A 14,006-nucleotide genomic window follows, 5' to 3' on the forward strand; every position below is an offset into this window, starting at 1 on the left:
TCAGGCGTCGGGCGCCGCGTACACCCGCCGCCCCGCCACGAACGTCTGCTGCACGCGTGTCGCCGCGATCTCCTCGGCGGGGCCCGCGAACGGGTCCCGGTCCAGGACCACGAGATCGGCGGCCTTGCCCACGGTGATGCTGCCGCTGATGTCGTCGAGGTGGTTCACATACGCGCTGCCCGCCGTGTACGCGGCGACGGCCGAGCCGAGATCCAGGCGCTGCTCGGGCAGGAACACCGGCGTGCCCTCAGGCGCGCCGGGCTCCACCCGGTTGACGGCGACATGCAGGGCCTGGAGCGGATCCGGGCTGCTGACCGGCCAGTCGCTGCCCGCCGCGAGAGTCGCCCCCGCGCGCAGCAGACCGCGGAACGGGTACTGCCACGTACCGCGTTCGGGTCCGAGGAACGGCAGCGTCAGCTCGTCCATCTGCGGCTCGTGCGCGGCCCACAGCATCTGGAGGTTGGCGCTCGCGCCCAGCTCCCGGAACCGCGGCAGGTCGTGCGGGTGGACGACCTGGAGGTGGGCGAGGTGGTGCCGGGTGTCGCGCCATCCGTTCGCGGCGCGGGCCGCCTCCACCGCGTCGAGCGCCTCCCGCACGGCCCGGTCGCCGAGCGCGTGGAAGTGCACCTGGAAGCCCAGCGCGTCCAGCTCGGTGACGTACTTCCTCAGCTCGCCCGGCTCCACGAAGGAGATGCCGCTGTTGTCCGAGGCGCAGCCGCAGCCGGTGAGATAGGGGTCGAGCAGCGCGGCGGTGCCGTTCTCCGCGATGCCGTCCTGCATGATCTTCACCGTGCCCGCCCGGAACAGGCCCCGGCTCAACTCCCGGCGCCGCTCCACCAGTTCAGGAATCTGCTCGGCACCCCGCTCCCGGTCCCACCACAGCGCGCCGACCACCCGCGCGGTCAACAGCCCCCGCTCCAAGGCGGTTCGGTAGGCGGGCGCCGGGTCCGTCATGTTCGTGTACGCGCCCACGATGGCGTCCTGCCAGGCCGTCACGCCGTACGAGTGCAGCACGCCCTGGGCGCGCAGCAGTCCGGCGAGCTGCTCCTCGGGTGTCGGGTCGGGCACCAGCCGGCCCACGAGGTCGGCCGCGCCCTCCTGAAGCATGCCGGTGGGCCGGCCCTCGGCGTCGCGCTCGATGCGCCCGTCGGCCGGGTCCGGGGTGCGGGCGTCGAGACCGGCCAGCTCCAGCGCCCGGCTGTTGACCCAGGCCCCGTGGTGGTCGCGGTTGGGCAGGAACACCGGCCGGTCCGGCACGACCGCGTCGAGCGCGGCGGCCGTGGGCGCCCCGCCGGGGAACGCCTCCAGGGACCAGCCGCCGCCCGTGATCCACTCCACGTCCGGGTGCGTGGCGGCGTACTCGCCGATCCTGCGCAGGTACTCCGCCGCGTCCGTGGTGTCGCCGAGGTGGCACAGGCCCAGCTCCAGACCCGCGCCCTGCGGATGCACATGCGCGTCCTGGAACCCGGGCAGCAGCGGCTTCCCTGCCAGGTCGACGACCTCGGTCCCGGCACCGATCAGCTCGCGGACCTCGTCATGCCCGACGGCGACGATCCGCCCGCCGCGCACGGCCACCGAGGTGGCGCGGCTGCGCGCCGGGTCGACGGTGTGGACCGGGCCTCCGGTGAGGACGAGGTCGGCGGGGCCAGCGGCCTGAGGGTGCGTCATATGTATGGCTCCAGTGGATGATTCAGACCGCGGTGCGGTCCATCGGAAGGGTCAGGGCGTCGGCGTCGGTGCCGCGCCCGGTGGTGAAGTACGGCGAGCGGCGGACGTACTTGGCGACGGCGGCCATGACGAGGCCGGCGAGGACGATCACCGCGGGCAGACAGAACATGAACCAGCCGTTGTCCGGGCTGAGGGCGAAGTGGTCGCTCATGGTCAGGTACGAGTGTGCGAGATAGGCGCCGAGACCGAGCAGGACCAGGCCGGACGCGGCGGGCACGACGACCGCGAGCAGTGCCTCGCGCGGGCCCTCGCGCAGAGCGGTGCGGAAGCGGACCGCGCAGGCGAGCGCGGTGAGGCCGTAGTAGAGGGCGACCACCAGTCCGATGGCGTTGACGGCGGCGAGCAGCATGTCGCTCAGCCGGGGCAGGGCCACGGCGAGCACCGCGATCGCGGCGGCCACGCCCAGCACGATCACCGTTCCGGCGGCGGGAGTGCCGTAGCGGGGGTGTACGCGCGTCCACACCCGGCCCATGGTGCGGTCGCGGCCCATGGCCAGCAGCCCGCGCGCGGTGGGGATCAGCGTGGCCTGGACCGAGGCCACGGCCGAGAACATCAGGGCGAGCAGCGGCAGCGTCGCCCAGGGCTCGTCGGCCAGCTTCGCGCCGAGGTGGGGCAGCGCCTGCGGGCCGTTGCGGACCAGCTCGGCCAGGCTCATCTCGCGCTGGAAGGCCACCGAGCAGAACAGGAACAGGCCGAGCATGGCGAACAGGGCGATGAAACCGCCCCGGGCGCTGTCGCCCGCGCTCCTGGTCTCCTCGGTGACGCTGAAGGCCGCGTCCCAGCCCCAGAAGAAGAACACCGCCAGGACCATGCCCTGCGCGAACGCGGTGCCGTCGGAGATCGCGAACGGGTCGAACCAGGACCAGGAGAAGGCGTGGTCGCCGCTGACCAGGGCCCAGCCGCAGAAGGCCAGCAGCACCGCGTACTCGAACACCAGCAGCCCGAACTGCAGCCGCGTCGCGGCCCGCAGCCCGGTCACCGTGACCGCGGCCAGTGAGAGCAGCACCACCAGGCCGACCGCCGTACTGACACCGGTGGACGCCGGATCGAGGGCTGCACCGGCGACGGTGTGCACGCCCGCCTTGTTCGCCAGCATCAGCACCGTCGAGCCCATCACCGCGCTGGTGTAGGCGCAGAAGACGATCGAGGCGACCAGGACGACCCAGCCCGTCAGGAATCCGAGCCAGGGGCCGAGGGACCTGCCCACCCACACATAGCCGCTGCCACAGTTCGGCTCCGAGCGGTTGAGGCGGGCGTAGGCGACGGCGATGCCGAGCACCGGCAGGAACGCCAGCAGCAACAGCGCCGGGGTCTGCGGGCCCACCACGGACGCCACCGCCCCCAGGCCGATGCCGATGCTGGTGGTGGCGGCCGTGCTGGACGCGGCGAGCGCGACGCCGTCCAGGACGCCGAGAGAACGGCGCAGGACGGGCGGGGGAGTGGAAGAGGGCGTGGACGACATGAGGGCTCCTCGCAGGACGGGGGCGCTGATGTGGGGGAAGAGCCGCGCGGGACTGCGATCGAACAGCCCGCCGCCGGATTGGGTCAACCCTGTTGACGTAAGGGAGGCGAGGGCGTTCACTGCGGGAAGCGGCGCGAGGGAGGAGCAACACCATGCCGAGTCGTGTTCCGTCGGAACGCCGCCGACGGCGGCCCACCGCCTCCGGCGTCCTGTTGTCGGAAGACCTCATCGTGGACACCGCTCTGCGGCTGATCGGCGCGCACGGGCAGGAGGCGCTGAGCGTACGGCGGCTCGGCGCCGCCCTGGGCTGCGATCCGACCGCGCTGTACCGCTGGTTCCACGACACCGACGACCTGGTGCTCGCCCTGTCCGACCGGCTCATCGGCAACGCGATGGAAGGGTTCGTGCCCGGGGACGACTGGGTGGCCTCGCTGCGGGAGATCGCCCTGCGGGTCCGGGACGGCTATCTCGCGCACCCACGGGCGGCCGCGCTCGCCGCGCACCGGGTGACCCGACGGCGCAACGAGATCAAGGCCGTGGAGGCGGGCATCGGCCTGCTGCTGTCCGCGGGCTTCGAGCCCGAACGGGCCACGCGGATGTACCTGGCCTTCATCGACACCGTGCTCAGCAACGCCGCGACCGAGGCGGCGTTCCATGCGCTGCCCCGTGAGCGGCGCGAGGCCGACGAGCGGGCCTGGCGTGAGGTGTACCAGGCCCTGGACCCCGCGACCCACCCGGCTCTGACCGCCGTACGAGGTGAGTTGCCCGCGATGGCGGAGAGCTCCTTCGAGGACGCGGTGGACCTGCTGCTCGAAGCGCTCGCGGCGCGCGCTCCCGGGCGCCGGTCCGGCTGATCAGGACAGCCGGACCGGCAGACTGCGATGGCCGTTGGAGATGAAGGAGTCCACCGGCAGAAGCTCCTCGGCCGGTACGGCGAGCCGCAGGCCGGGGAAGCGGTCGAACAGGGCGGGCAGCGCGGTGTACGCCTCCAGTCGGCCCAGCGGCGCGCCCAGGCAGTAGTGCACTCCGTGGCCGAAGGCGAGATGCTCCTTGTCGGCCCGGGTGACGTCGAAGACGTCGGCGTCGGCGCCGTACCGGCCCGGGTCGCGGCCCGCGGCGGCGTACGAGGCGAGGATGGCCTCTCCCTTGGCGATGACCACGCCTTCGGGTCCGCCGAACTCGCTCAGCACCAGGTCCTCCACGGCGTACCGCAGCGGCAGGCTGGCCACCGGCGCCTCCACGCGCAGCGCCTCCTCGACGACGTCCTGCCAGCCGACCCGGCCGGACCGGACGTGGGCGAGCTGGTCGGGGTGGGTGAGCAGCAGGTGGATGGCGTTGTCGATGAGGTTGACGGTGGTCTCGTGCCCGGCGCCGATCACCAGCATCAGGGTGTCCAGCAGTTCCTGTTCGCTCAGCCGGGACGCGTCCTCGTCGTCGCGGGCGGAGATCAGCGCCGAGGTGAGGTCGTCTCCCGGGGAACGCCGTTTGAGCGCCACGAGTTCCCCGAGGACGGCGTAGAACCGCTGGTAGATGTCGGTGACTTCCTCCGGCGACGCCGAGGTGTGGAACACGCCGTCCACCACGGCCCGCAGTTCGGCGCCCAGCTCCTCCGGCACGCCCAGCAGCTCGCTGATCACCTGGATCGGCAGCGGATAGCAGAACTCCTCGCGCAGATCGACCACTTCACTGCGCCTACCCGTCTCCTCGACGCCGTCGAGCAGCGTCTTGGTGATCTCCTCGACACGTGGCTGGAGTGCGGCGGTGCGGCGGGCGGTGAACGCCTTGGCCACCAGCCGGCGCAGCCGCTTGTGATCGGTGCCGTACGCGGTGAACATGCTCTGCACGGCGACCCAGGTGAACAGCGGCCACTCCGGGGACACTTCGCCGTCGATCCAGCGCTGCCAGTGCAGCCGCGGGTTCTTGGACACCCGCGGGTCGGTGAGCAGCCGCCTGAGCAGGTCGGGGCTGCCGACCGCCCAGGCCCCGACGCCGTCGGGGAGTTCGACGAGGGCGGCGGGGCCGCGGGCGCGGATACGGGCGGCCTCGCCGTGGATGTCGCGGCCGGTGGGGTCGATCACCAGAGGTCGCGCGTGGTCCATCTGGGGCTCCCGAAGGCTCGAAAGGGGCTGGCCCCGTCACGCTACGGGGAGCCGCCGCGCGTGACGAGGGCGCCTCGGAGCGGAGCGCAAAGATCCGGCCGCGTGCGAGGAGTCACTGCCAGAGGCGGTGGCCGGGGCCGGTCGGGTGGGTGCCGGTGACGCCCATGTAGAGGGAGTACAGGGTGGTGTCGGCGGCGATGAACAGCCGGTTGCGCTTGGCGCCGCCCCACGCGATGTTCGCCACCACGCCCGGCACCTTCAGCCTGCCGATGAGGGTGCCGTCCGGGTCGTAGCAGTGCACCCCGTCCGCCATCGCGGCGGCCCACAGCCGGCCGCCGTCGTCGAAGCGGAGGTTGTCGAAACGGCCGGTGCCGCCCGGCGCGATCTCGGCGAAGACGTCCCCGCGCGAGAGGGTGCCGTCGGGCCGTACGTCGTACACGCGGATCTTCCCGCCGCGCGTGTCCGAGACGTACAACTGCCGCTCGTCGGCGGAGAACACCAGGCCGTTGGGCGCCTCCACGTCGTCGGCGACCAGGTCGACTTCCCCGGTCTCCGGGTCGATCCGGTACACGTTGCAGGAGCCGATCTCCGACTCGGCGCGGTGGCCCTCGTAGTCGCTGGTGATGCCGAAGTCCGGGTCGGAGAAGTAGATCGCGCCGTCCGACTTCACGGCCGCGTCGTTGGGGCTGTTGAGCCGCTTGCCCTGCCAGTGGGAGGCGAGCACGGTGATCGTGCCGTCGTGCTCGGTACGGGTCACCCGGCGGTTGCCCTGCTCGCAGGTGATCAACCGGCCCTGGGCGTCGAGGGTGTTGCCGTTGGGGTACCCGGCGGGGGAGCGGAAGACGCTCACGGCTCCGGTGGCCTCGTCCCAGCGCAGCATGCGGTCGTTGGGGATGTCGCTCCAGACCAGCTGCCGCCAGGCCGGCACATAGAGCGGCCCCTCCGCCCAGCGGCAGCCGCTGTGCAGGACCTCCAGGCGCGAGTCGCCGTTGGTGCAGCGGCCGGTGCGGAAGCGGTCGTCGAGGATCTCGTACGGCTCGGTGAAGGTCATGGAGCGTCACATCCCTTGACGGTGAATGTCGTTCGGTCGATCTGGAGTATTGCAGGACCCTGTATGGTCGTCACTCCGAACGACTGAATGGAAGGATGGGATGTGGATCACATCGACCGACAGCTGATCACCCTGCTGCAGCAGGACGCCGCCCAGTCGTACGCCGCCCTCGGCCAGGCCGTCGGCCTGTCGGCGGGCGCCGCGCACGAGCGTGTGCGCAAGCTGCGCGAGCGGGGCGTGATCCGCCGCACCACCGTCGAGGTGGACCCCGAGGCCGTCGGCGGCGGCGTTCTCGCCTATGTGCAGGTCCACTCCACTGCGTGGATCGGCGACTCCGCCGACCGGTTCGCCGCGGTGTCCGAGATCCAGGAGGCCCATGTCATCGCGGGCAGCGCCTCCGTGCTCGTCAAGGTCAGAACGGCCACGACCCGTCAGCTCCAGGACGTGCTGCGGCGCCTGCACGCGATCGACGGCGTCAGCGGCACCGAGGCCACGGTCGTCCTGGAGACGTTCTTCGAGCGACCCGTCGCGCCACCGGCGCCCTGACCCGCACATCAGGCGCGGTCGCGCCGCCCGTCCCGCCGCAGGGCGAAGGCCGTCGCCACGGCCCCGAGGCCCTCCCAGGCGCCCACGCCCAGGAACGCGGCCGGGGCACGGTCGCCGATCACCGCGAGCGTGAAAACCGTGCAGGTCAGCAGCCGGAACGGCACAGTCCAGCGGAAGAAGGCGCGCCAGTCGGACAGCGCCGCCAGGACGTAGTACACGCCCATGTTCAGCGCGGCCATGGAGGAGGCGGTCACAAAGGCCGTGGTGTGGTCCGCCTCGGTACGTCCGGAGTCCGGCGCGGTCGCGAGCCCCATGCTCCCGAGCAGCGCGTCCGGGGCGACCAGCCCCATGACACCCATCGCGGCGGCGAGCACGCCGAACACGGCCATGGTCCAGCCGGACAGGGAACGGGGGAGCGGTCTCACGAAGTCCTCCGGAAGGCAGGGGAGTTGACGAGGCCACCCCACCATGGGTCCCTCAGCTCTGTCGCTCCTCCTCCACCGCGGCCTCGTAGGCGAGCAGGGTGTCCACGAACAGGCGGCGCTGGGCCGGCGTGAGGGGCGTGAGGGCCTTGCGCCAGGCGGCCGCTCCGGGGGCGAGCCAGGCGGTGATCGCGGGCTCCTGGTCGGCGGAGATGGTGATGATGCGGCGGCGCCGGTCCGTCTCGTCCTCGCGCCGGTCCAGGATGCCCATCCGGTTGAGCTCGCCGACGAGCAGGCTGGCCGTGGTGGGCGCCACCTCGAGCCGCGCGGCCAGCTCGTTCACCGTCATCGGCCCGTCGAGCAGCAGGCAGGCCAGCAGCGACAGATGCCGCGGCGCCAGCGGGAAGGACCGCAGGACCTCGGGGACGGGGATCTTCTTGGCGCGGCTCACCAGGCGGGGCATCAGCAGCAGCAGTTCCCGTACGGCGTCGTCCGGGCTGTCGGTGCCGTCCGCCGCGGGCTTCTCGGACGTGGACATGGCGGCACCTTTCTCGGGGCATTTATCTTTGGACTCAAAGATGCTTTACTTGCAAAGCGAATTGCTCCGCATGTTACCCATCGACGTGAACGGAGATCCACCATGCCGCACTTCACCGTGCACATCCGCGACGAAGCCCTCGACGGAACGGTCGAACCCCGGCTCATCAGTGCCCTGACCGACGCGGTCGGCGCGGTGTACGGGGACGGTTTCCGTCGCCTGGTCGGCGTCGACCTGATCGGCGTCCCGCAGCACCGGCGCGGCATCGGCGGCGTCCCGACCGGCAAGGACGCCCCGCGCGTCACGCTCAGCATGCGCGAGGCCGCCTACCACGTCGCCGAGGTGCCCGACGCCCCGGCCCGGCTGGTCGCCGGAGTCACCGACGCGCTGTCGGCCGTGCTCGGGGAGCACATCCGCGAGCAGGTCGTCGTCACCCTCGAGGGAGTCCCGGACGGCCGTACCGGCGTCGCCGGAAACGTCGCCTGATCCGGGCGGAAGATCTACGGTGCCGGGCGGGTCCACAGGGTGAGGTCGCTGCTCGTGGCGACGGCCAGGGTGCGGCCTGAGGGGGAGAAGCCCGCGGCGCGCAGCGTGGAGTAGTCGGCGTCGAAGATGTGCCACCAGCCCTCGCCGTGCGGCTCGCGGTAGGGCATCGAGGCGCCGTGGGACAGCAGTACCCGGTGGTGCGGCCACTGCGGGCTGACGACCTCGACGCCCCAGCCACCGGAGGCACCGGTGTGCAGGCCGCCGCCGTAGATCCCCGCCATCCGCACCGGGGTCCCGGCGAGCGGCCCGATGCCCGGGCAGGTCAGGTCCCGCTCCCACTCCGGGCCGTCGTGGTCGGGGTCACGGTCCCGGGCCGGCTTCTCCCCGCTCTCCGCGTCGAACAGCCCCAGCCCGGCGGTGGATTCCACCAGCACGAGGTCCCGGCCGTCGACCGGATCGACGGCGAAGCCGACGCACAGCAGTCCGCCGACCGGCATACGGCGGTCCCACACCCGGCGCCAGGGGGCGGGCGCGGGAAGCTCCGGCACGGACAGCAGCCGGTCGCGCAGCTCTTGCTGGTAGGCCGACAGCATCAGGCGCCCTCCGCCCGCACCCCGGCGTCGTACGCGGCACGGGCCTCGCCGATCGCGGACCGATGCCGCTCGGCCCAGTCCACCAGGCCGGTCAGCGACGCGTACAGCTCGCGCGCCATCGGTGTCACGCTGTACTCGACCTTGGGCGGCACCGTCGGGTACACCGTGCGCACCAGCAGCCCGTCCCGCTCCAGCCGGCGCAGGTTCAGGGTGAGCATGCGCCGGCTGATCCCGTTGATGGCGCGCTCCAACTCCGTGAAGCGGACCGGGCCGTGGGCGGCGGCGATCAGGATGCCGATGCTCCACTTCCCCGCCACACGGTCGAGCACCTCGACGACCGGGCACGCCTCGTCCCGCACCGCCTCGGTGACACGGGTGTTACTCCGTGACATCAATGTGCCTCCTTCCGCCGACCGGCAAGGTTACCGATCATGGATGCCGTAACAGATCGTGCCCCACAGGGAGTTGCCATGTCCGTCCGTGCCCTGGTCGTCGACCCGTCCGCCCCCGCCGCCGTGCGCCTCGCGGACGTCCCCGAGCCGGTGGCCGCAGCCCACCAGGTGCTGGTGGACGTGTCGCAGGCCTCGCTGAACCACGGCGACCTCAACGACGCCCGCTCCGGCCGTGTCCCGCCCGGAGCGGTGCTCGGCTCGGACGCCGCAGGCGTCGTCGTGCAGGCCGCCGCCGACGGCACCGGGCCCGCCGTCGGCACCCGGGTGGTGGCCCTCACCTCCGGGGCGTTCGCCGAGCGCGTCGCGATCGGCGTCGACGAACTGGCCGAGGTCCCCGAGAAGTTGGACCTCGCCCGGGCGGTCGGCCTGCCCGTGGCCGGAGTCGCGGCGCTGCGCTCGCTGCGCGCGGCCGGACTCGCCCCGGACAAACGCGTCCTGATCACCGGCGCCTCCGGCGGAGTCGGCCGGTTCGCCGTGCAGTTGGCGGCAAGAGCCGGTGCCCATGTGATCGCGTCGGTGGGATCCGCCGCCCGTGGGGCAGGGCTGCGGGAGGCGGGCGCCGACGAGGTGCTCGTCGGTCTTGAGGGGCTCCGGCAGCCCGTCGACATCGTCGTCGACAGCGTGGGCGGCCCCCAGATGGTCGCCGCATGGAACCTCCTCGCGCCCGGAGGCAGCCTCCAGAGCGTCGGCTGGACCTCCGGCGAACCCGCCGTCCTGCCCCCGTACGCCACCGTCGGCCCCGCCAGATCCCTGACCTCCTTCGTCATCGACAGCCCCGCCGGAGCCGATCTGGCCACCCTCGCCGCACTCGCCGCCGAGGGCGCTCTCACCGTCGACATCGGATGGCAGGGCTCCTGGGACCGTTTCCCCGAGGCCGCCGAAGCCCTGCACGGCCGCCGTGTCCCGGGCAAGGCGGTGCTGGAGGTGTCCCGCGTCTGAGGGCCGGTCTCCGGCCTCCCGCGGCCCGTGCGACCTCGGACGGGGTGCGACCCACTGCGACGACGCCGCCATGGCCGGCTGTCACTCCCTGTCCGCCGGGCGGTAGTCCAGGACGACCGCGCCGGTCGCGAAGGCATGCGTGGCGGCGAGCCTCCAGTTCGTCGCCGGGGCGCCCTCGGGGAAGAGGCGCTTGCCCTTGCCGACGATCACCGGGTGCAGCCACAGCTTGAGTTCGTCGACGAGGCCGAGCTCGATCAGGGACAGGGTCAGCTCGCCGCTGCCGTAGACCAGGATGTCCTTGGTGTGCCGCTCCTTGAGCGCGGCGGCCTCGGTGGCGAGGTCGCCGGTCAGCACCGTGGCGTTCCAGGTCGCCTGCTCCTGCCGGAGTGTGGTGGAGGGGACGTACTTCGGCAGGGCGTTCATGCGGACCGCGAACTCCCCTTCCGACTCCTCCATACGGGGCCAGGCGGCGGCCATGCCCTCATAGGTGGTGCGGCCCAGCAGCAGGGCGTCGGCCGCGAACAGCCGGCCGTGCGCGTACTTGGCGTGGTCGGCGTTGAAGTAGGGGCCCGTCCACACCGGGCTCTCCATGACGCCGTCGAGGGACAGATAGGTGAGGGCGACGATCCTGCCCATGGGGCGCTCCTGACTGAGTGCATCCGTCATGTGGCGCCGCTCTGTTCGGCCGGAGCGGCGCTGTCCCGATCAGATTCGGCCACCGGCGCAGGGCGAACAACGTTCGATACGGTAAGGCTCGTTTAGCGGGACTCAACGCACGGGACACCGATCCGGACGGGGGCACGGGGAATGCTGGAACGTCTCGAACTGGAGGCCTTCCTCGTCCTCGCCGAGGAGTTGCACTTCGGACGCACGGCCGCCCGGCTGCACGTCAGCACCGGCCGGATCAGCCAGACCATCAAGGCCCTCGAACGACGCGTCGGCGCGCCCCTGTTCGACCGCACCAACCGCCGGGTGCGCCTGACCCCCCTGGGTCACCGGCTCCACGAGGACCTCCGGCCGGCCTACGAGCAGATCCAGGAGGGACTGGAACGCGCCAGGGCCTCCGTGCGTGGCCCCGAGGCGGAACTGCGGGTCGGCTTCGTCGGCGCGGCGGCCGGGCAGGTCGTCCACCAGGCCGCCGACCTGTTCCCCGAGCGTGAGACCGGCTGCCGCGTGCACGTCCGCGAGACGCAGGTCGCCGAGGCGCTGGCGCGGCTGCGCGAGGGTGAGGTGGACCTGCTCGTGCTGAGCCTGCCGTTGGACGCCCCCGACCTCGTCGTCGGGCCGGTGCTCATCTCCGAGCCCCGCATGCTCGCGGTGCCGGCCGGGCACGCCCTCGCCCGGAGGTCCTCCGTCACGCTGGAGGACCTCGCCGCGATCCCGCTCCTCAGGCTGGCCGGAACCGTCCCGGGGGACTGGCTCAGCGACCGCCACCCCGAACGCACCCACCGGGGACAGCAGATCACCTACGCGGCCGAGTTCCACACCTTCCAGGAGGCCCTGCAACTCATCGGCGCGGGCAAGGGCGCCGTCATCGTCGGCGCCCAGGTCGACCGCTTCTACGCCCGCCCCGACATCGTCTGCCTGCCCCTGACCGACGCACCGCCCGTCGACTGGGCCCCGGTCTGGCCGAAGTCCCGCAACACACCCGTCGTCCGCGCCTTCGCGGCGACCGCGGTGCAGGTGGCGCAGCGGATCTACCTGGCGGCCACACACGACTGACGAGGGCCTCGACGAACGCCACGCGCCCGAGGTGCTCAGTACGGCAGCGGCAGCAGCCTCCCGCTCCAGCGCTCCTCGTCGGACTCGGCGGGGCGGGCGAGGCGGATGCCGAAGGCGTTCTCGCACAGGGCGAGGACGGAGTACAGCGGCGCGACCCCGCCGGGCACCAGGCCGAGGGGCCGCATGAAGGGGTCGAGTCGCGTGGGGTCACCGCCCACGGGGCGGACCGGCCCCAGGGTGTCGAAGTCGACGACGCTCTCCCTGTCCACGGCGTACCGGAAGCGGTCCATCGGCTTCTCGTTGTGGTGCAGCACCACCGCCCGAGTGCCCGCGGACACGGCCCGCAGGACCCGGTCGTCGAGTCCGTGCGTGCCGCCCTGCTCCCAGGCCCAGGTCCAGCCGCCGTCGCTGCCCGTGGTGACGACCGGCTCGTCGGCGTCGTAGAAGTCGTCGGCGAACTCCTCCGACAACTCCCGCGCGTCACGTGGCGCCAGGGTCTCCTCGTCCACGCCCATACGGCGCAGCAGTTCGTCCGGCGGCAGATCCCGTACGAAGGTCAGTGTGTACAGCGGGAAGTCCCCGGCCCGGAAGAGTTCGAGACCCCGGTCGGCGTCGTCAGACATCATGACGCGGATGCTGCCACAGCCGCACGGCACGGCCCAGGCTTGCGCTCGATTGCAACGGCTTGCGTGGCTGACCCCGGTCGGAGCGGGCGATCGCGCAACCCGCTTGCGCGACTTGCGCTAGCCTTGCGTGCATGACACGACGACTTGCCCAGGTGGCCAAGAAGGTGGGAGTCAGCGAGGCCACGGTCAGCCGCGTCCTCAACGGCAAGCCCGGTGTGTCCGAGGCGACCCGGCAGTCCGTGCTGACCGCGCTGGACGTGCTGGGCTACGAGCGGCCGACCCAGCTGCGCGGTGAGCGCGCCCGACTGGTGGGCCTGGTGCTGCCGGAGCTGCAGAACCCGATCTTCCCGGCGTTCGCGGAGGTGATCGGCGGTGCGCTGGCCCAGCAGGGGCTGACGCCGGTGCTGTGCACCCAGACGCAGGGCGGCGTCTCCGAGGCCGACTACGTGGAGCTCCTGCTCCAGCAGCAGGTGTCCGGCGTGGTGTTCGCCGGCGGACTGTTCGCCCAGGCCGACGCGCCGCACGACCACTACCGGCAACTGGCCGAGCGCAACATCCCCGTGGTCCTGATCAACGCCTCCATCGACGGTCTCGACTTCCCGTGTGTCGCCTGCGACGACGCCGTCGCCGTCGAGCAGGCCTGGCGGCATCTGGCCTCGCTGGGCCACGAGCGCATCGGCCTGGTCCTCGGCCCCGGCGACCACGTCCCGTCGGGCCGCAAGCTGGCGGCCGCGCGGGCCGTGGCGGAGGCGTCCGGCGGGAGCCTGCCGGACGAGTTCGTCGTACGGTCGATCTTCTCGCTGGAGGGCGGCCAGGCCGCGGCTGCGCGGCTGCTGGAGCGGGGCGTCACCGGCATTGTGTGCGCCAGCGACCCGCTGGCGCTCGGCGCGATCCGGGCCGCCCGGCGCCGTGGGCTGTCCGTGCCCGCCGACGTGTCGGTCGTCGGCTTCGACGACTCCGCCTTCATGAGCTGCACCGAACCTCCGCTGTCCACCGTCCGCCAGCCCATCGAGGCGATGGGCCGCGCGGTCGTCGAGCTGCTGTGCGCCCAGATCCAGGGCACGCAGGCGCACCCCGGCGAGCTGCTCTTCGAGCCCGAGCTGGTCGTGCGCGGCTCCACCGCCCAGGCGCCCATGGGCTGACCGCCCCAGCACCCTCGCCGAGGCACCGGCACCGGGACACCCCGGGCCGGTGCCTCGGCATTTCTGTGACCTCGCACCACCTTGATCCTCAACTCCCCATGCCGTCACATCCGTTGACAAAGCCGTGACCCCAGAGAAACCTGTCCCCCCAGCGACGCAAAAGATTGACTGCATCACTCAAAAATACGTGCATAGCGTCA

The 14,006-nt window shown here is 72.2% G+C and carries 16 protein-coding genes; 6 read left to right on the forward strand and 10 right to left on the reverse strand.

All coding sequences use genetic code 11. The features are described from left to right. Complete coding sequence (locus tag RKD23_RS35405; protein ID WP_424857435.1) at window positions 1-1,668, reverse strand: amidohydrolase; 1,668 nt, start codon at window positions 1,666-1,668, stop codon at window positions 1-3. Between the two features lie 22 nt (window positions 1,669-1,690). Next, window positions 1,691-3,190 carry an APC family permease gene (locus tag RKD23_RS35410; RefSeq protein ID WP_424857436.1) on the reverse strand — a complete coding sequence of 500 codons (1,500 nt, stop codon included), beginning with the start codon at window positions 3,188-3,190 and terminating at the stop codon, window positions 1,691-1,693. Between the two features lie 152 nt (window positions 3,191-3,342). Here RKD23_RS35410 and RKD23_RS35415 point away from each other — a divergent pair, with 152 nt between their 5' ends. After that, on the forward strand, window positions 3,343-4,044 hold the full coding sequence (locus RKD23_RS35415; RefSeq protein ID WP_424857437.1) for a TetR/AcrR family transcriptional regulator: 702 nt from the start codon (window positions 3,343-3,345) through the stop codon (window positions 4,042-4,044). On the opposite strand, the gene RKD23_RS35420 is transcribed toward RKD23_RS35415, so the two are convergent. Continuing rightward, window positions 4,045-5,289, reverse strand: a complete 1,245-nt coding sequence (locus RKD23_RS35420; RefSeq protein ID WP_424857438.1) for a cytochrome P450 family protein — start codon at window positions 5,287-5,289, stop codon at window positions 4,045-4,047. It abuts the gene before it with no gap. Between the two features lie 112 nt (window positions 5,290-5,401). Continuing rightward, window positions 5,402-6,340 (reverse strand): SMP-30/gluconolactonase/LRE family protein, encoded by a 939-nt coding sequence (locus RKD23_RS35425; protein WP_424857439.1) that lies wholly within the window; start codon window positions 6,338-6,340, stop codon window positions 5,402-5,404. Between the two features lie 102 nt (window positions 6,341-6,442). Here RKD23_RS35425 and RKD23_RS35430 point away from each other — a divergent pair, with 102 nt between their 5' ends. Next, window positions 6,443-6,886, forward strand: a complete 444-nt coding sequence (locus tag RKD23_RS35430; protein WP_424857440.1) for an Lrp/AsnC family transcriptional regulator — start codon at window positions 6,443-6,445, stop codon at window positions 6,884-6,886. 8 nt (window positions 6,887-6,894) lie between these two features. Here the strand turns inward: RKD23_RS35430 and RKD23_RS35435 are convergent, their stop codons facing one another. Next, window positions 6,895-7,275 (reverse strand): hypothetical protein, encoded by a 381-nt coding sequence (locus RKD23_RS35435; protein WP_424858410.1) that lies wholly within the window; start codon window positions 7,273-7,275, stop codon window positions 6,895-6,897. Between the two features lie 88 nt (window positions 7,276-7,363). Beyond that, window positions 7,364-7,846 (reverse strand): MarR family transcriptional regulator, encoded by a 483-nt coding sequence (locus RKD23_RS35440; RefSeq protein ID WP_424857441.1) that lies wholly within the window; start codon window positions 7,844-7,846, stop codon window positions 7,364-7,366. Between the two features lie 102 nt (window positions 7,847-7,948). Between RKD23_RS35440 and RKD23_RS35445 the strand changes: the two genes are divergently transcribed. After that, window positions 7,949-8,332: a tautomerase family protein gene (locus RKD23_RS35445; protein WP_424857442.1), complete on the forward strand. Its 384-nt coding sequence runs from the start codon at window positions 7,949-7,951 to the stop codon at window positions 8,330-8,332. A 14-nt stretch (window positions 8,333-8,346) separates the two neighbouring features. On the opposite strand, the gene RKD23_RS35450 is transcribed toward RKD23_RS35445, so the two are convergent. Continuing rightward, on the reverse strand, window positions 8,347-8,925 hold the full coding sequence (locus RKD23_RS35450) for a hypothetical protein (RefSeq protein ID WP_424857443.1): 579 nt from the start codon (window positions 8,923-8,925) through the stop codon (window positions 8,347-8,349). Beyond that, window positions 8,925-9,317, reverse strand: a complete 393-nt coding sequence (locus tag RKD23_RS35455) for a winged helix-turn-helix transcriptional regulator (RefSeq protein WP_424857444.1) — start codon at window positions 9,315-9,317, stop codon at window positions 8,925-8,927. Before RKD23_RS35455 ends, RKD23_RS35450 begins: the two co-directional genes overlap by 1 nt. Window positions 9,318-9,395: 78 nt before the next feature. On the opposite strand from RKD23_RS35455, the gene RKD23_RS35460 reads away from it, so the two are divergent. Further along, window positions 9,396-10,316: a zinc-binding dehydrogenase gene (locus RKD23_RS35460; RefSeq protein WP_424857445.1), complete on the forward strand. Its 921-nt coding sequence runs from the start codon at window positions 9,396-9,398 to the stop codon at window positions 10,314-10,316. 81 nt (window positions 10,317-10,397) lie between these two features. Here RKD23_RS35460 and RKD23_RS35465 read toward each other — a convergent pair whose 3' ends face one another. Next, entirely contained in the window at window positions 10,398-10,952 is a 555-nt protein-coding gene (locus RKD23_RS35465; protein WP_424857446.1) for a dihydrofolate reductase family protein, read from the reverse strand. 171 nt (window positions 10,953-11,123) lie between these two features. Here RKD23_RS35465 and RKD23_RS35470 point away from each other — a divergent pair, with 171 nt between their 5' ends. Continuing rightward, window positions 11,124-12,038: a LysR family transcriptional regulator gene (locus RKD23_RS35470; RefSeq protein ID WP_424857447.1), complete on the forward strand. Its 915-nt coding sequence runs from the start codon at window positions 11,124-11,126 to the stop codon at window positions 12,036-12,038. Window positions 12,039-12,073: 35 nt separating this feature from the next. Here RKD23_RS35470 and RKD23_RS35475 read toward each other — a convergent pair whose 3' ends face one another. Continuing rightward, entirely contained in the window at window positions 12,074-12,664 is a 591-nt protein-coding gene (locus tag RKD23_RS35475) for a DUF6461 domain-containing protein (RefSeq protein WP_424857448.1), read from the reverse strand. A 131-nt stretch (window positions 12,665-12,795) separates the two neighbouring features. On the opposite strand from RKD23_RS35475, the gene RKD23_RS35480 reads away from it, so the two are divergent. Beyond that, window positions 12,796-13,806, forward strand: coding sequence for a LacI family DNA-binding transcriptional regulator (locus RKD23_RS35480; RefSeq protein ID WP_404047384.1), 1,011 nt, complete (start codon window positions 12,796-12,798; stop codon window positions 13,804-13,806). The last annotated feature ends 200 nt before the right edge of the window (window positions 13,807-14,006 follow it).

This window comes from Streptomyces sp. SAI-170 (assembly GCF_049739565.1).
Taxonomy (GTDB): Bacteria; Actinomycetota; Actinomycetes; order Streptomycetales; family Streptomycetaceae; genus Streptomyces.